This is a genomic window from Dyadobacter sediminis, assembly GCF_005860765.1.
GTDB classification, from domain to species: domain Bacteria; phylum Bacteroidota; class Bacteroidia; order Cytophagales; family Spirosomataceae; genus Dyadobacter; species Dyadobacter sediminis.
Genome location: NZ_VCEI01000030.1, coordinates 54,417 through 70,692, shown reverse-complemented (window position 1 = coordinate 70,692; position 16,276 = coordinate 54,417). Strand labels below are relative to the sequence as shown.

15 protein-coding genes are annotated in these 16,276 nt (G+C 45.0%); 8 read left to right on the top strand and 7 right to left on the bottom strand.

Features of this window, described 5'->3' with window-relative positions; translation table 11 throughout:
* Window positions 1–6: 6 nt before the first annotated feature.
* From FEM55_RS21735 to FEM55_RS21720, 3 genes are all read right to left on the bottom strand, one after another.
* Window positions 7–669 carry a DUF305 domain-containing protein gene (locus FEM55_RS21735; protein ID WP_082218078.1) on the bottom strand — a complete coding sequence of 221 codons (663 nt, stop codon included), beginning with the start codon at window positions 667–669 and terminating at the stop codon, window positions 7–9.
* A gap of 474 nt (window positions 670–1,143) precedes the next feature.
* A complete protein-coding gene (gene lgt, locus FEM55_RS21725) occupies window positions 1,144–1,956 on the bottom strand; it encodes a prolipoprotein diacylglyceryl transferase (RefSeq protein ID WP_082218079.1) in 813 nt (270 codons plus the stop codon).
* A 171-nt stretch (window positions 1,957–2,127) separates the two neighbouring features.
* Window positions 2,128–2,622: an RNA polymerase sigma factor gene (locus FEM55_RS21720; RefSeq protein WP_082218081.1), complete on the bottom strand. Its 495-nt coding sequence runs from the start codon at window positions 2,620–2,622 to the stop codon at window positions 2,128–2,130.
* Between the two features lie 443 nt (window positions 2,623–3,065).
* Here FEM55_RS21720 and FEM55_RS21715 point away from each other — a divergent pair, with 443 nt between their 5' ends.
* The 3 genes from FEM55_RS21715 (at window position 3,066) to FEM55_RS21705 (ending at window position 5,461) form a co-directional block, all read left to right on the top strand.
* A complete protein-coding gene (locus FEM55_RS21715) occupies window positions 3,066–3,647 on the top strand; it encodes a hypothetical protein (protein ID WP_082218082.1) in 582 nt (193 codons plus the stop codon).
* Entirely contained in the window at window positions 3,647–4,330 is a 684-nt protein-coding gene (locus FEM55_RS21710; protein ID WP_082218083.1) for a DUF2490 domain-containing protein, read from the top strand. Before FEM55_RS21715 ends, FEM55_RS21710 begins: the two co-directional genes overlap by 1 nt.
* An 867-nt stretch (window positions 4,331–5,197) precedes the next feature.
* Window positions 5,198–5,461 (top strand): hypothetical protein, encoded by a 264-nt coding sequence (locus tag FEM55_RS21705; protein ID WP_082218085.1) that lies wholly within the window; start codon window positions 5,198–5,200, stop codon window positions 5,459–5,461.
* A gap of 124 nt (window positions 5,462–5,585) precedes the next feature.
* On the opposite strand, the gene FEM55_RS21700 is transcribed toward FEM55_RS21705, so the two are convergent.
* The 3 genes from FEM55_RS21700 to FEM55_RS21690 all read right to left on the bottom strand — a co-directional run bounded on the left by FEM55_RS21700 (window position 5,586) and on the right by FEM55_RS21690 (window position 8,472).
* Window positions 5,586–6,326, bottom strand: a complete 741-nt coding sequence (locus tag FEM55_RS21700) for a hypothetical protein (RefSeq protein WP_082218086.1) — start codon at window positions 6,324–6,326, stop codon at window positions 5,586–5,588.
* Window positions 6,327–6,424: 98 nt separating this feature from the next.
* Window positions 6,425–7,798 (bottom strand): sensor histidine kinase, encoded by a 1,374-nt coding sequence (locus tag FEM55_RS21695; RefSeq protein ID WP_082218087.1) that lies wholly within the window; start codon window positions 7,796–7,798, stop codon window positions 6,425–6,427.
* A complete protein-coding gene (locus FEM55_RS21690) occupies window positions 7,795–8,472 on the bottom strand; it encodes a response regulator transcription factor (protein ID WP_082218088.1) in 678 nt (225 codons plus the stop codon). Before FEM55_RS21690 ends, FEM55_RS21695 begins: the two co-directional genes overlap by 4 nt.
* Window positions 8,473–8,656: 184 nt before the next feature.
* Here FEM55_RS21690 and FEM55_RS21685 point away from each other — a divergent pair, with 184 nt between their 5' ends.
* From FEM55_RS21685 to FEM55_RS21665, 5 genes are all read left to right on the top strand, one after another.
* Entirely contained in the window at window positions 8,657–10,036 is a 1,380-nt protein-coding gene (locus FEM55_RS21685) for a TolC family protein (RefSeq protein ID WP_082218089.1), read from the top strand.
* A 48-nt stretch (window positions 10,037–10,084) separates the two neighbouring features.
* The gene (locus FEM55_RS21680) at window positions 10,085–13,246 is read left to right on the top strand and encodes an efflux RND transporter permease subunit (protein ID WP_229208601.1); all 3,162 of its coding nucleotides are present in this window, start codon (window positions 10,085–10,087) and stop codon (window positions 13,244–13,246) included.
* The gene (locus FEM55_RS21675) at window positions 13,227–14,327 is read left to right on the top strand and encodes an efflux RND transporter periplasmic adaptor subunit (RefSeq protein WP_166444595.1); all 1,101 of its coding nucleotides are present in this window, start codon (window positions 13,227–13,229) and stop codon (window positions 14,325–14,327) included. Before FEM55_RS21680 ends, FEM55_RS21675 begins: the two co-directional genes overlap by 20 nt.
* 368 nt (window positions 14,328–14,695) lie before the next feature.
* Complete coding sequence (locus FEM55_RS21670; RefSeq protein ID WP_082218093.1) at window positions 14,696–15,091, top strand: YidH family protein; 396 nt, start codon at window positions 14,696–14,698, stop codon at window positions 15,089–15,091.
* A 242-nt stretch (window positions 15,092–15,333) separates the two neighbouring features.
* Window positions 15,334–15,486, top strand: coding sequence for a lmo0937 family membrane protein (locus FEM55_RS21665; protein WP_138283681.1), 153 nt, complete (start codon window positions 15,334–15,336; stop codon window positions 15,484–15,486).
* A 77-nt stretch (window positions 15,487–15,563) separates the two neighbouring features.
* On the opposite strand, the gene FEM55_RS21660 is transcribed toward FEM55_RS21665, so the two are convergent.
* Window positions 15,564–16,208, bottom strand: a complete 645-nt coding sequence (locus tag FEM55_RS21660; RefSeq protein WP_082217997.1) for a Crp/Fnr family transcriptional regulator — start codon at window positions 16,206–16,208, stop codon at window positions 15,564–15,566.
* Window positions 16,209–16,276 lie beyond the last annotated feature (68 nt).

The following is a 16,276-nucleotide window of genomic DNA, read 5'->3' as shown; positions in this document are numbered from 1 at the left end:
ACATTATTATTGATTTGAAGGACCGTTCTCTTTTAGCCAAGCTGCTAGGTCAGTTATTTCTTTGTTCTGATCCTGAATCATCATCTTGGCCATTTCTTTGATATCCGCGTGATGACCGTGATGTAGAATCGAGGATGCATTGTCTGTTGCAGTCTGGTGGTGCACAATCATCAGCTCTGAAAAGTCAGCATCAGCATCTCCTGTAAGCACCTGTATATCTTTCCAGTTTTTCATTTTTACCATCACCTCCATCATTTCTGCATCAAAAGCCTGGCCTTCTGCAGTTGATTGGGGAGTGTGGGTTTTTAACCATTCTGTAAGGTCCATCTTCTCGGCCGTTTGCTTATCAATGATTTGCTGGGCCATTGCCTTAATATTGGCGTCGTCTCCAATCTCAATTTCTTTGTTTGCCATATCTATTGCCCCTTGGTGATGCATTACCATCATACTTGCAAAATCGTGATCAGCGTCACCTGTCATTTTCATTGCATCCATTTGAGCATTCATACTGTGCATGATTGCCATAAAAGCATTCGTATCATGATCTTGGACAATGATTCCTTCGGCATCATCCTTACATGAGTAAAAAGACGTTGCCGCTAATAGTGCTAGGATTTTTAGTGTTTTCATATCAGTATTAAAAAGTTTCTTACTTCCAACAATTTTCATGCCATTGCAGCTCTAACTTATCGAACGTAACCTCCTTTTTTATGTGGTGCTCACAGCTTTCACAGGACATTCCTTATTATGGTCACATAGACAACCTTTTGAGGCACTGTCTGTGCAGTTTGCAAAACCCTAAAATCAGATGAAATGTCTAATGATTTTCCGGATGAATAAAACACGGTCTGCCCAACCTTTCTCGCTTGGATCAGCTGCATCCTTAAGCTTACGTAAGTGCTGAGAATCGGCCCGGATACTCATGCTTAAAATGTCAGATATATCGTAAACGCATAGTGTAAATTTTAGGATTGTTTTGCGCAGTTTAAACAGAAATAGTTTGCACAGGTGGGTTCATTCAAACCGTGGTTAAATCGAACTATGCCCATTTTTCAATTTTATAGCATATCGTGGCTGGGAACGCGAATATTTTACAGTTAAGTGTTGTCGGCATACGTTAAATTGTACTTTGATTGTCAATACTCAGCGATGTGCAGGCTTGTTCACTTGGACAACAATGATAAGCAATCCGAGGAGAATGAACGGGATGCTAAGTATCTGGCCCATATTGAGCAGCATACTATTTTCAAAAGCTTCCTGATTTTCCTTAAAATACTCATCGAGAAAGCGGAATGAAAAAAGGATCGATATCATAATTCCAAATAGTACCCCATCTCCCCATTTGTTACGTTTGCGGCGCCATAGATGAAAAACGAGTCCGAATATCAGACCACAATAAATCGCTTTGTACAATTGAGCCGGGTGTCTTGGGATATTATCAATATGGGTGAATACAAATGCCCAAGGCATATTAGTTGGAATTCCAATCATTTCTGAATTCATTAGATTTCCCAATCGTATGAATGCCCCACATAATGGGACTACAACAGCAATCCGGTCCAGGAGCCAAAGGAAATCCATTTTTTTCCGCCTAGCGAAAATGAAAGCCGCCATAATCAGGCCAATCCCACCGCCATGGCTGGCTAGCCCTGCAAGTCCGGTAAAATGAAATGACGGGGTTAAGGAGACAGGCAAAATCTCAATTGGATGCTGCAAGTAATGCAGGGGTTCGTAAAATAGAATATGCCCCAACCGCGCACCAACCAAGGTACCAACGATTAAAAACAGGGTAAGCTTGTCAATTTCTTTGTCAGGGCGCTTTTCAATCTTAAAGATGTAGGTCGCCACAAAAATGCTCAGGAATATGCCAATTGCCCAAAAGATTCCATACCAACGCGGAACACTTGACCAGGAGAATACTTCGGGCTCAGCATCCCAGATTATGTAGTTTAGCATTAGCAGGTTTGACAAAAAATGAGCAAGAATATAACGGACGATGCATTATAAAGAAGCCTTTGAAGTTTCTGCTGTTTGCTGAACTCTTGGTGTATTATAGATAAAATATCGTCCTCAGAAATCAGCGGATCTTCAAAATTCATTTTTTGTTGCTCCCAAGCGTGTTTTAACCTATTGTTGTTCATTGAGATAACGTTCTTTGAGTTTGTGTTTTATGCGGTTCAGCCTTGTGCTTATATTCGTTGCAGTTAGATCAAGTATAGCAGCAATTTCCTTATTGGAATATCCTTCGGCCAAAAGGATGATAATAGCCTTGTCACAATCCTCGAGGGTGCTAACCAACCAGGCAAATTCCTGGATAAAATCTGCGCTCACATCAGCGCAAGAAGAAATATGATCAAGGTGCAGTTGCGACAACGATTCATTTGCACCCAAGTTGTGATCCTTTTTCCTCTTGGCTAAAATTGTGTTAAGGGCTACCCTGTAAATCCAGGTGCTGATCTTTGAATCACCTCGAAATGTTGGAAAGGAACGCCAAAGCTGTAAAATGACATCCTGCCTGGCATCTTTGAAATCATCAGATCTGGAAAAATAAGTGTTGCAAATACTATTGATTATACCAGTGTTTTCCTGGATCGTTTTGATAAAATCTTTTTCAACAGACATAAGTACTGAGTTTCAAGAGCATTTTTATTGTTAGTATGTTTTCTAGTTGAGATTGTCACAAATTCGCTTTTTTATTTTATGTTAACATTTCTTTCTGCTTGGAAGAACATGGCTATTAGGTTAGGTATCCTGCTTTTTAGCACCGTAAAGGACGCGATTAGATGGCCAGGATCCTTCTTAGGCTTTTCTCTTTAAATTGCTTGATAACCTTCAAATCAATCGGAAGCTTCTCACAGTATGGGAAGAATTATCGAGGCGGATAAGGTAGTTAGTAGTAATATTCCACGATTGATTAGTGTGACGGTTTTGCAAAGAATATTAGGTTTTTTATTGAGCTGGTCACCAGACAAAGTAAATGCATGTGGTACATAGTTTTATATTTAGATTCCAACGCCGTATCCTAGCCAGTACCTGAGTGCCTGAAATAATATCTCATGATTAGTATGGAATTTTATAATCGAATCATCTTTGGCCTGATTGCCTGGTTTTTTTGTACACCTTGCCTAGGACAACAAAAGTATGAACGCGAGTTCAGCATCAAGCACAAGGCTGTTCCTGCAAAGGCAATTGATTTTGTTTCCTCGGTGTTTAAGAAGTCAAAAATCCATTGGTATGGCGAAGAGAGTCTGACCGGAAAGTCGGTAGAAGCCAAGTTGAAATATTCAGGCAAACGTTACAGCATCGAGTTCGACGAATCCGGAGAAATTCAGGATGTTGAAATATTGTCAAGTATTGGTAAAATGAATTCAAGTGGGCAAGCAAAACTGAAAGATTCCCTAAGCAAATCCTTTTCACGTTATAAAATTGTAAAGACCCAATTGCATTGGAAGGGACCCGAGCACATCTTAAAAGAATCTTTGCTTGCAGACATTGCTGTAAAGGGTGTTCTGGTCCGTTATGAAATTATCTTGAAAGGGTCTCGCCGCAAAGTTGAGCGCTATTATGAAGTACTTTCTGAAAATGACGGGACAATCGTTAGCATTAAGGAAATTGTACAACGCAACACTGATAACTTGATTTATTGATGTACAAAGCCCTTCTTGGTTGTTTTTTATTTGTATTAACTAGTGCAACCGCTTTTGGTCAGGCCAGTTACAAGGCTGGGTCAATTCCCCAACTTAATGTCAACGTCAAAGTTGCAGAAAACTGGAAGTTGAACACGAAATTGGAGGCAAGACAAATTTTTCGAGAAAAACAGCGCGAGGCGCCATTGAATCAGCAGTTGAAATATGAAAGAACGGATCTAAGCTGGGTACTTACCAAAAAGATTTCAGCAGACAATACAATAGGTGGGGGGTACCTGGCCAGGTTAGAGGACGGCCAATTTACGCATCGCCTTATACAACAGTTTAGTAACGTAAAAGAGCTGGAAGTCTTCATTATCGCCCATAGAGTTGTCTTGGATGAGACGTTTAGTGATGGGAGTCCACCAGAATTCAGGCTTCGGTACCGCTTTGGAGGTGAAACGCCGTTAAGCGGCCAGCAGATTGATCCAAAGGAATTTTATGGGAAAGTCAATAACGAATATCTGGCCCTTTGGTCAGACAAAGAAGCAGATTTGGAGATCCGTGCATCACTTGCCCTGGGATACAATGCAACCGATGATAATAAAATTGAGCTTGGTTTAGAATACCGTGTGAATGGATTTTCACAGGTGGTTAGATCCCACCAACTGTGGTTAACTATTGGATGGTTTCTAAGTATATAAGGCCGGAATTACAGTTAAAAACCTGCTTGATGAAAATAGAAACGTTTGGATATCCCAGGTAAACCATGGTTGGGACTTGCTTCTGGGTTAAACCCGAAGTAAGGTACGACTGATGATGTTTTTAGTTTACCCTTTCATGTACAAGATGTATTCATCTTTAAAATCCAGCGAATAGAAGCGCGATATTTTCCAAATTTTCTGATACGGTATTCTGATTAAAAAATCTGAATCATCTGCGGATTTGTTGACATGGACCTTACAGTTTATACCTGATTGGGTGACCTCAAGAATGTCTATGAAATCCTGTTTTAATAAAATTGGTCCATAAATAGGATCTATGCCATCAGTAAAGGAGTATTCTGCGTGTACAAGAAAGTGAACAGATGGCTCAGAGAGATCATCTAGCACTTGGTTGATAACAGTTAGCAGCATTAAGTCAATTGTGGGCATCTTCATCTCATTAAGCCATTGGATGATTATAGGGCAGCCTTTTAATTACATGTGTTATTACGCCGTTCATTTTGGAGTTATAGTTGATAGAGCTCTTACAAGTAATTGAATTACGAAGAGCAAGTATTTCCTTTATAAATTATATTTATTATTGTTACCTTTATGTATTAGACATGGGCAGGAACATTAGAAAATTCAATGCTACGATGGCGCTAAGATGGTTGATCTTTTTGCCGTTTATTTTCGCTGTCTGTGTTGTGCTGGGCGTTTTGCAAGGTATAGGGAGTATTTTGAAGCGGATGTGCTCGATCATGCTACAAGATATGGGCGTGTAGCCCTAAATACAGGAAGTTCTATGAGTCCACCAATTTGCAGTAGCAGTGGCAGCGCTTGCTACCAGTCATTACCTGGAATGCTATGATACTTGTCGACCTGCTGATTATACTGTCCACGGGGGTTGTCTTTTTTTTAATTGCCAATCACCTGGAAATTGCCAGACAGCATGCTATGGTAGGCGGTACAAAACATGCCTGTAGTAGAAGCAGGTACAGGGTAGAAAGCCAGCTGGATGGTCTATTGTCACGTTACAATAAAGGCCTTTTAAGTGAGAAACAATACTGCGAGCAAAGTGATGCTTTGATTGACCAACTGGCAGATCTTTTGCAGGAAGAAGCCAGTTAAGCCCTCGGTTTATATTAAGATATCCTGAAAAGTAGTACGATACTGATAAACCAAACATGGCAGGGTTATTCAAAAATTCTGGCAGCATTGATAATTAATCAATACAGCGAAACCAAGGGTTGGCCTATCTGACTGATAACCTGCGCCTTTTAATAAGCTTGAATGTAGGCGAGCTAGCGCCGAATATGAACCGGCTTCTATTGCAAATAGCCTCGCACCGCTCTGCAATCCGATCAAAAATTTCAAGCCTTTCAGTGTTGAGTACATTCAGTTTGCCAGTGAGCAGGCTTATCTCTGCATTAAACATTTCCATTTCTGAAATCAGCAGGTAACAATGCGGGAGTGAAAACTGCTGCTTTTGCCCCGAAAATATATACGTATCAAGCTGAGCAACCATCTCTTTGAAAACATCGAGTATCACTTGATTACTATGAAAGTAATCTTGAATGTCCTGATTGTGAGATGGCCTGGAAAAGTCATAAGGTGCATTCAGACGGTTTTGTGCGTAGATCCTACGGTAAAGGGCACTAATTTGTTTGCGCCGGGCATGATCGATTGTAAGATCACTGATCATACACCGGTTTATCAACTGCGCAGTTCGCTTTACACTTTGGCCTGCACCTTTGATCAGCGATTTGCGCTCGGTGGCTGCCTTAAAATATTTTTCAAACACATTAAAATAGTGGGTATTAACTCGTGAGTAGGCTTCAAGCGACTTTTGTAATCCATCCGTAGCATCCATTTCACGCTTTGGCACATAGATTTGGGACGCGCTTACGATTTCGAGAATAGAGCAAGCATAATTAATGCGCTGAGCGAGCGATTTTTCAAATGGCGTTTTGACTAGCAGTAAAGTTTCAGGCATATCTATCATCATTGACAAGGGGGGACAATGCGCCACTATGGGTGATGCAAATCAGGTGAAAGCTTATTTTAAAGATATATTAGCAGGCAAGCAGCGCGCTAATCTGCCAGCGGCAGAGCAGACAGTCTTATTGAAACGGCGGTGCCCTTGTCTTTCATGGATTTTACACTAAGCTGCCCTTTGTGTATGTCGATAATCTTCTTTGCAATGGTGAGCCCTAAACCAAAGCCTGGCACATTTCCCACATTACCAGCCCGCATCATCGGTAAAAACACATCATCTAGCTCAGCGCCCGGGATGCCGATACCCAGATCAGTGACTGTAATAATGACCCACGAAGGTTCTAAATCAACTTTTAGCTCCACTGGCTCTTGCCGTGAGTATTTGCTTGCGTTATCCAGGATATTAGTCAGAACCGTACGCAGTAGCGTCGCATTCCCTAGAATCCTAAGATTAGAACTTTGCTGGGTAAAGGTATCTGTCAGTACCAGGTCAATTTGCTGGTCTGGCCGCTTCTCACCAAAGTAGGTGATTGTATCCAGCACCGTATCGACGATGTTAATTTCATCGCGGACTCTTGCAGACTGCAAACCTTCGACTTCCGCTAAATGCAGCAGTGAGTTGGCAAGCTCGATAGCACCTTCTAAGCGAACCAGCGCCTTTTCCATACTTTGCTGGACATCGGCTAGCTGCTTATCGTAAGCCAGCGAGGTTTCAAGGATTCCCTTTACAACTGTTAGGGGTGTGCGGATCTCATGTGACGCGTAGGAAACAAAATGCTCCTGACTGATAGCCAGTGCGTTTAAACGGCTTAGCAGCTCATTAAAGGAATTTGCCAGATATGCAGCTTCATCAGCACCTTTGCGGCCCTGCAACCGGAATGAAAAGTCGCTCACTGCCGCCGGGTCCATCTGAGCGATCAGCTCGTCGAAGGGTCGCATGGCGCGGCGCGCAAAGAAAAACCCGGCAAAAGCAACAATCACCAGCAGAATAATATTGCCGCTGGCCAGAATAAAAAAAAGGCTCTCACTTGCTTGTATCCCGCTAAGATCGTGCGCCGTGACAACAGAGACGTAACGCTTTCCATCCACTTTAAAGGACAAGGCAATACCTTCTTTAACCCTTTTTAAGGGTCTGGATTTATAACTGAAATAGACTTCTTGCTTGCGGGCTTCATTAAGGAGTTCCGAGGTAAGCTTATAATCACTCGTTCCCGAAGACTCATAAATAACCTTGTTGCTGCTATCTACCAAAAATTCGTGCTGGTCGGGAAGGGTCAGGTAGCTGGAACGATGAAATTCAAGGCGGTTTTCAAAATATAATTGTCCAGCCACTGCCCTGCGCTGAAGGCGGTTACGCATCAGCGACTGTCGGTAAGATTCATAAGCCTGGTAAATGAAGATTGAAAAGACTAGCAACAGAGCCGCTACCAGAAAGCCAAAAACGATGGTAATGCGTTGCTTAATACTCATGGCTCCGGCCCCATCAAATAGCCGACCCCGAACACAGTATGTAGCAGGCGCGGTTCCGACTTGTCGATCTTGCGGCGCAGGTAGTTCACATACACATCAACTACGTTTGTGTTGGTATTAAAATGTACATCCCAGACATTTTCAAGCAGATCCACACGGTTGATGACCTTCCCCTGGTTGAGCATAAAGTATTCCAAAAGCGCATATTCTCTGGCAGTCAGCTCGACCCTTTCGCCAGCGCGCCAAACCCGGTGTGAATCCGTTTCTACTTCCAGGTCAAGAAGTTGCAGCCGCTTGGGCCTGGGAGCCCGCGATGGATGACGTCTTGCCAAGGCCTTCAAACGAAAAAGCAGTTCTTTAAAGGCAAAAGGCTTTGCCAAGTAGTCGTCAGCACCCGCTTCAAAACCCATCACTTTGTTATCAAGGCTTCCCAGGGCCGTCAGCATGATCACCGGCACGGCTGGCCAGTTCTGCTTAATGAACCTGCAAAGGTCGTAACCGTTCAATCCAGGCAAATTCACGTCTAGCACAACAACGTCAAACTTGTTCTCATTGACCATACTTCTTCCGATCACCCCATCGAATGCTATCGCAACGGTCGCACCCTCTGACTGCAACCCTTTCTGAATGAACTGCGTAAGTTCCAGGTCATCTTCAACAACTAAGACATTCATGCTGTTATTTTCTGGCTATTTGACGGAGTAAAATTAGGGATCGGGATTAGAATATCGTTAAAAACGGGCCCTTCTCACCAAATTCTAATAACCTTCTCACCACCCTCTAACCAGGTGCACCTTTAATTTGAAGCCAGTAAGATGTACCCCGGCGCCAAACAAGGCGCTACTCGATATTAAAGCTATGAGCCGCTGTCTAATCCTAACCCTTTTTGTAACGCTCGTCTTTTACCGGCATCCACCTGCTCTGGGGCAAACCCTGAGTTTGGAGGGAGCCGTTGAAGCGACCATCAACCATTATCCTACGCTGGCAGCGCAAAGATCTGCGCTTGAAGCCTTCCGTGCCAATTTGCAGGTGCTGCGTGATAACCGGCTTCCTAATGTCAAATTGCATGACCAGGTTAACCTGGGAACAGCCAACGGGCTTTCGGGATCTTACTTTTCGATGGGCCTTATTGTTCCCACGTCTGGTGGAAGAAGACCCGAAAACGCATCTGATCTGGCTTCGGGCAATATCGCACTGGCTTCTGCCGACTGGGAGATCTATAACTTTGGCCGCTTTGGGGCCGAAAATAAACTGGCCAATGCCGACATCGCAGTAGGGGAGTCGGGACTGGAACGCGAGCAGTTTGGACTTCGCCAGGTCGTTATTAAAACCTATCTGGATTTGGTATGGCTCAGGCAAAACCTCAAAATCGAGCAGCAGAACCTGGCCAGGGTTGATACAGTCAGGCGTATTATCAATAACCTGGTACAAAACGGCATCCGGCCGGGACTGGATTCTTCACTGGCTTCTGTCGAGCTATCACGCGCCAAGCTGAGCTACTATCAGATGCAGGAAGAGTACCGTAGGGCCAATGTCCAGCTGGCAACACTCACGGGCCGTCAGGTAAATGAGCTGGAAGTGGATACCACCTTCAATGGTGGTTTGCTGCTGGGAGAGCCTGCTCCAAGTACAGTGCTGACATCGCATCCACTGCTCAGATACCGCAGTAACCTGCTTACCCGTCAGAATGCAGAGATCGACATGATCCGTAAATCTGCTCTGCCCCGGGTTACGCTGCTTACTGCTGTCTCAGCAAGAGGAACCAGCCTTGATATTGATAATAACTTCGGCCCAATCCGTCAGGGCTTCGGCTATAGCCGTACTAATTTTTTAGTGGGACTGGCCGCAACGGTCAACCTCATTGATTTCAAAAGGGTCAAAACACGCGCTATCCAGCAGCAGTGGCGTGTGCGCGAAGCGGCAAGCCTCTTGACTGTCGAGCAGGTGCAACTGCAAAACACACTAGCGATGGCAGACTCTGTAATGTCGTCCATCCGACTTTCCCTGCGTGAGCTTCCCGTCACGGTAAGATCCGCTACACTTGCCTACCAGCAACGCATGTCACTTTATAATAATGGGATAGAAAATATCTTGGGTATCACCGATGCTTTGCAGCTTTTGACCAGGGTTGAGCGGCAGGTGATCGACGTGCAGCGCCGCGCCGTGGCAGTCAGACTGGAAAAGGCCTATGCTACCAGTGATTTTGAACCATTTTTTGATCTTTTCAGGCGTCCATAACCCTGTATAAATATGCTATCAGCTTCATTAAAACGCCCTATATCAGTCATGGTACTTATTGCGGGGCTTGTTGTTTTCTCGGTTATGTCGGCTAGCCGCATACCGATTGATATTTTTCCACGGCTTAACTCACCGGTGATTTATGTGATCGAACCTTACGGGGGTATGTCTCCTGCGCAGATGGAAGGTTTCTTTGCTACCCGTATGCAGGACCAGTTCCTGTACATTGGCGGTATCAAAGAAATTTCCAGCAAAAGCGTCCAAGGGCTTACTGTTGTCAAGCTGGCTTTTTACGAAGGCAGCGACATGGCCCAGGCCGCAGCCGAAGTTGCTATCCAGGTCAACCGGGCGATGAAGTTCTTTCCCCCCGGCGCATTGCCCCCACAGGTAGTGCGTTATGATGCATCGTCAGTTCCGATTGGTGATTTGGTATTCAGCAGTAAAACACGCTCGCTTAAAGAGATCCACGAACTGGCCGTTACCCGGATCAGGCCACTATTTTCAACCGTTCCTGGACTTACTGCGCCGCCTCCGATCGGTACCAACTCGCGCACGATCGTCATCAACCTTGACCCGCAGAAAATCCGCAGCCTAAACATTTCGCCTGACGAAGTAGTGGAAGCCCTTGCTGCCAATAACGCGATGACCCCTTCTGGTAACATCCGGATTGGCAATACATCTTATATAACCACGCTCAACTCGCTGGAAGATCAGGTCTCAGACTTTGGCCAGATCCCCGTCACCACAGACGGGCACCGGACCGTGTTCCTTCGTGATTTGGGTAATGTGGCTGATGCATCGGATGTGACGGCTGGGTACGCCCTGGTCAATGGCAGCCGATCCTCTTACATTCCGGTTGTGAAAACCGCTGACGCATCCACATGGGATGTGGTGACAGCATTAAAAGCCAGGCTTCCCGAAATGCGCAGTCTGCTTCCCGACGACATTGAAGTAGCTTACGAATTCGACCAGTCCATTTTTGTAATCAATTCTGTAAAAAGCCTTCTGTTTGAGGGAGGGCTGGGCGCAATTCTGACAGGCCTAATGGTACTATTGTTTCTGGGCGACTGGCGCTCTTCGCTGATTGTAATCATTACGATCCCTGTCTCTATCGTCGCCGCCGTGCTAATGCTAAGCCTTGCAGGTCAAACGATCAACATCATGACTTTGTCGGGCTTGGCACTAGCCATAGGCGTGTTGGTAGATCAGGCCACGGTGACCATTGAAAACATTCACCAGCACATTGAGATGGGCAAGCCCCAGAAACAGGCTATTTACGATGCCTGTAAGGAAGTAGCCCTGCCGTTGCTGCTGATCCTGCTTTGTATTATTGCCGTCTTTGCGCCTTCTTTTATTATGTCGGGCGTTCCCAGGGCGATGTTCTTGCCGCTGTCGCTTTCGATTGGTTTTGCCATGACGGTATCCTATTTCCTGGCTCAGAGCCTGGTGCCGATCCTTGCTAATTGGATGCTCAAAGAGCATGTGCATGAGAAATCCGCTGGTGCCGAGCGTAAGGTTACTTTTTTTGATAGGGTAAGGGGCGGCTTCATGCGCCAGAATGAGCGTTTTGTCAAAAGCAACAAACTCGTTGTTGGAGCTTATCTCGTTGTCGTTTTTGCGTTGGCGGCAGCAGGATTCGTCTGGATTGGGAAAGACATGCTTCCGCAGCTGAATTCCGGCCAAATGGTGATCCGCATGAAAACACCCGATGGGACAAGGCTTGAACGGACCGAGGAGAAGGTAAGTGAGCTGTTGGCATTGGTCAACCAGGCTTCTGATGACCACCTGGCGATTTCGTCTGCTTATGTGGGCGTTGTTCCTACCAACTACGCGACTACTAATTTATATGTAAGCACGAGCGGCCCCAATGACGCGGTGATCAAAGTTGGCCTTGATCCTGAGTATAAAACCAATATGCAGGATTTGAAAGAAAGGATCCGAATGGCCGTAGCCGAACAGATGCCAGAGATTACATTGTCATTCGAACCAGCTGATTTGACTGAAAAGCTCATGAGTGGCGGGGCTTTTACACCTATAGAAGTACAGGTTGCAGGAAGGGATATGAAAGAAATTGAAGGCTATGCAAATAAACTCGTGAAGGGGTTGTCACAGCAGGATCATCTGCGGGATGTACGTATTATTCAACCGCTTAAATTCCCGGTCATCAATATTAAACTCGACCGTCAGAAACTGGCAACAATGGGACTGAGCTTACAGCAAACCGCGCGATCGATCACGGCTTCAACATCATCGAGCCGCTACACCGAAAAAAACCAGTGGCTCGATCAAAAGGCAGCCTATACTTACCAGGTGCAGGTCCAGATCCCAGAATTTGCGATGCGAAACATGGCCCAGTTACAGGAAATCCCGCTGGTAGCAGGTCAGCCCAGACCGGTGCTAGCCGATGTGGCAACCTTTTCGGTTGATACACTTCCAGGGGAATACGCCCGTATCGGGCCGCGGCGCTTTGTAACCGTTTCAGCCAACATCCATCACCAGGATTTGGGTAGTGCCACCCGATCAGTTGAAAAAGTAATCACAGGGTTGGGAGCGGCTCCCAAAGGTCTGGTAACAGAAGTAAAGGGAATGTCATCGCTTTTGACCGAAACACTGGACAGCTTGCAACTTGGACTGGGCATTGCAATTGTGGTGATCTTTTTGCTTTTGGCTGCTAACTACCAATCATTTAAGTTGTCGCTGGTGATCCTTTCAACAGTGCCAGCCGTAATCGTGGGCTCAATTGCATTTCTGCTATTGACTGGCAGTACACTAAACCTGCAATCTTACATGGGTATCATTATGTCAACGGGTATTTCCGTTGCCAATGCGATCCTGATCGTAACCAATGCCGAGCGGCTGCGATGGGAGTACCGCGACGTGCGCCGGGCAGCATTAGAAAGTGCAGGTGTGCGTTTAAGGCCAGTGTTAATGACCAGCTTTGCCATGGTGGCAGGTATGGTGCCAATGGCTTTGGGAACCGGGGAAGCCGGAGAACAAGTTGCCCCACTTGGTCGCGCGGTCATCGGCGGGCTGATCGCTTCGACGCTGGCAGCCCTTTACATCGTACCCCAGGTATATGTGTTTTTACAAAATAAAACAGCTTATAAAGATCCATCCCTTTTACCCCTTGAAAACGCGCTACCCACTCCATCAGATTTGCATGTCAATGGGCACTCAGACCAAACTACTTATGAAAAACATAGCATATAATTGTCTTGCCCTTGCAATTGGGCTAACCGTGTTCAGCGCTTGCTCGTCCTCAGAGTCTGCCGACACTAAAACACAGAAAAAAAGCGTGAGCAAACCAGCTGTAAAGCTTGGGATGGTAAGCTCTGCGAAAGTAGGCCAGCACGTTCAGCTGCCTGGCGAATTCATGGCTTTTCAGGAAGTGAGCATCTACCCAAAAGCAGACGGGTTCGTAGAAAAAGTGCTTGTAGACCGTGGTAGCAATGTCCGCAAAGGGCAGGTGTTGATGGTCTTGGAGGCTCCTGAAACCGAAGAGCAGTTGGTAGCAGCCCGCTCCAATTACCTAAAAGCAAAAGCCATGCTGGTGGCTAGTCACGAGCATTACAAAAGGCTAAAAGCCAGTGCCGGCATCCGTGGATCTGTGTCAGCGCTGGACCTGGAAAGCGCCAATGCGAAAATGATGGCAGACAGTGCAGCGGCGATGGGGGAGCAGGCTAACTTTAATGCGCTTACCAAGATCAAATCTTATCTTACAGTGCGCGCGCCCTTCGATGGCGTCATTACGGAAAGGAATGTTCACCCTGGTGCGTTGGTTGGCTCCGGAGTGCGCCTGCAAGGGCCGATGCTGATGCTCCAGCAGCAAAACCGGCTTAGGTTGGTCGTAGATGTGCCTGAGACATATAGCGTTGGATTAAAGCAAGGAAAGCAGGTCAGTTTCACAGTTAATGCAATGCCTGGCGAGCAATTCAAGGGTAAGGTCAGCCGCCGCTCTGGAAATATGAACCAAAAATTCCGCTCAGAGACTATTGAAATAGATGTAGCAAATGCCAAAGGGGGAATTAAGCCTGGTATGTTCGCCGAAGTTGTCTTCACTCCGGAAGGTACACAGGGTGCTCTTACCGTGCCAGCAGAAGCGGTCGTCACATCGACAGAAGGGCAGTATGTGATTAAGGTCAATCAGGGAAAAGCCCAGTTTGTTGAAGTCCGTAAAGGCATGCAATCGGATGAGATGACAGAAGTTTTTGGCGCGCTTCGGGATGGCGACCAAATTATTGTCAATCCACGAAATGATATGAAAGATGGGGCGCAGGTTGCCATGAATTAGAGCGAGGGAAATTTGAAGTTACTTGGATCTCTAACTTGTCATTACCATGATACTACTTGATCTATTATGCCTGCTTATTTTGGGTGTAGTGTGTTTTTGGGTTCATTATCTTTCTACTGTCCTTACTTCAAACAAAAGCAGAAATAAACGTAGACTGCGAGCAAAGCAGAAAAGGAAGATGTCTAAATCCCAGATTAAAAAGGAACTGGATAATTTACTGGTGCAATACAATCAGGGCAGTATTAGTGAGCAGCAATACTATGAAAGAGCCAACCCATTGATTGATAAATTATCTGATCTATATTCGGAAGTTGTATGGACTTATGAGGCACATAATAATACTTATTAAACCCTAAGAAATCTCGTAGATGAACACCGATAAAGAAAAAGATAATCTATCACCATTTAAGCCCAATGACCACCTTGCCAACGAGCGGACTTATCTGGCTTGGGTTAGAACTGGCATCGGCATCATGGCTTTTGGCTTTGTGGTAGTAAAATTTTCGCTTTTCGTTAAACAGATTGGTTTTGTATTGCATACGAAAGTAACTGCGCCCTCTCATGGCTATTCATCGATAATCGGAATTATTCTGGTCGGCCTGGGTACGCTTTCCATCCTGTTTGCTTTCTTACAATACCGCAGGACTGAAAGGCAGCTCCAGACCGGAGAGTACAAACCCACTACAGTACTTACCACAGTGTTAACTGGGGTTATTTTCCTGATTAGCATTCTGCTGATTGCATATCTATTACAGAGTGTATAGTGCCAGCATAAGTATTATGCAAAATGGTTGAAGATTAAATCTTAATTCATGCTTTTCACCCTTTTACAAGGCTTACTACAAAGCAGCCAATGATCCCAAAGATACCTTTTCAGGGGAAAGCCGTCTGCAAACAGATATTTATTTTGGGCTCAACAACCGAATTGCGCATCTAGCTATATTCAATACCGATGGCTGTCTGGGACCGCCGTTTTATTTAACTGTCAATACTTTTGAAAGATATTATTGGAAACATGCTATCATCGATCGCACTTGTATTAATAATCCTTTGGCTGATCGGGTATCTTGGATTTGACGGCTTTGGGATGGGCATCATCATTCATTATTTACTTGTAATAGCAGTTGTAGCTATTCTTCTCAGAGTAATTCGAGGTTAAAAGGTAATTATTAACCTACTGTAATTGCATGTTAGCTGGATTTATCTCACTAAATCAGAGTTGGGAGATCAAGTAAATTACATCCGGGTAACCCATTCAATACTATTTCTTTGAAGTCTGATTTTTTGATCCTGTTCCATTTTCTTTAATAATCTTGATATTACCTCCCGAGAAGTATTGAGATCATTGGCAATCTGATGATGGGTAATTAAAATCTGACTGGTCTCAGTAGTTCTAAACCGATTTTTCAGATAAAATTCCAGCCTTTCGTCCATGCCCTTAAATACTACATTGTCAAATACTACCAGCAGCTCTTCAAAGCGGGCCCGGTAGTTGGCAATGACAAAGTAATACCAGGTTTTATATTTCTGCATCAGCTCGTCCATTAACTGGATGGGTATCAGAATTGCCACGGTATCTTCCAGGGCTTTGGCCATGATCTCACTAGCCTCTTGTTTTGTATTACAGATCATCGATAAGGCGCATGCGTTTCCTGGTTGAAGATCATAAACAAAGGCTTCCTGACCATCATCTCCCTGACGGTAAAGTTTTACTCTCCCGCTTCCAATAAGCAAGGTGTGTTTAATGTACTGTCCGGCCCGCATGATTACTTCTCCGGCTGGAATCTTTTTCAGGCTGCATTCCCGGATCAAGTGTTGTTTTAATTCAGGCTCAAAGTCCGCAAAAACGGTATCGAGATAGTAGGAAATATCTTCACTCATAAGTAGCTAAATAATTAAGCGAGGCATAAAGTCATAAAAAAAATGCACCCTAAAAGGTTCCGAAATGC

Coding starts and splice junctions, on each gene's coding strand:
- FEM55_RS21735 (WP_082218078.1), bottom strand. CDS start 669: ATGAAAATTGTTGGAAGTAAGAAACTTTTTAATACTGATATGAAAACA.
- lgt (WP_082218079.1), bottom strand. CDS start 1,956: ATGCTAAACTACATAATCTGGGATGCTGAGCCCGAAGTATTCTCCTGG.
- FEM55_RS21720 (WP_082218081.1), bottom strand. CDS start 2,622: ATGTCTGTTGAAAAAGATTTTATCAAAACGATCCAGGAAAACACTGGT.
- FEM55_RS21715 (WP_082218082.1), top strand. CDS start 3,066: ATGGAATTTTATAATCGAATCATCTTTGGCCTGATTGCCTGGTTTTTT.
- FEM55_RS21710 (WP_082218083.1), top strand. CDS start 3,647: ATGTACAAAGCCCTTCTTGGTTGTTTTTTATTTGTATTAACTAGTGCA.
- FEM55_RS21705 (WP_082218085.1), top strand. CDS start 5,198: ATGATACTTGTCGACCTGCTGATTATACTGTCCACGGGGGTTGTCTTT.
- FEM55_RS21700 (WP_082218086.1), bottom strand. CDS start 6,326: ATGCCTGAAACTTTACTGCTAGTCAAAACGCCATTTGAAAAATCGCTC.
- FEM55_RS21695 (WP_082218087.1), bottom strand. CDS start 7,798: ATGAGTATTAAGCAACGCATTACCATCGTTTTTGGCTTTCTGGTAGCG.
- FEM55_RS21690 (WP_082218088.1), bottom strand. CDS start 8,472: ATGAATGTCTTAGTTGTTGAAGATGACCTGGAACTTACGCAGTTCATT.
- FEM55_RS21685 (WP_082218089.1), top strand. CDS start 8,657: ATGAGCCGCTGTCTAATCCTAACCCTTTTTGTAACGCTCGTCTTTTAC.
- FEM55_RS21680 (WP_229208601.1), top strand. CDS start 10,085: ATGGTACTTATTGCGGGGCTTGTTGTTTTCTCGGTTATGTCGGCTAGC.
- FEM55_RS21675 (WP_166444595.1), top strand. CDS start 13,227: ATGAAAAACATAGCATATAATTGTCTTGCCCTTGCAATTGGGCTAACC.
- FEM55_RS21670 (WP_082218093.1), top strand. CDS start 14,696: ATGAACACCGATAAAGAAAAAGATAATCTATCACCATTTAAGCCCAAT.
- FEM55_RS21660 (WP_082217997.1), bottom strand. CDS start 16,208: ATGAGTGAAGATATTTCCTACTATCTCGATACCGTTTTTGCGGACTTT.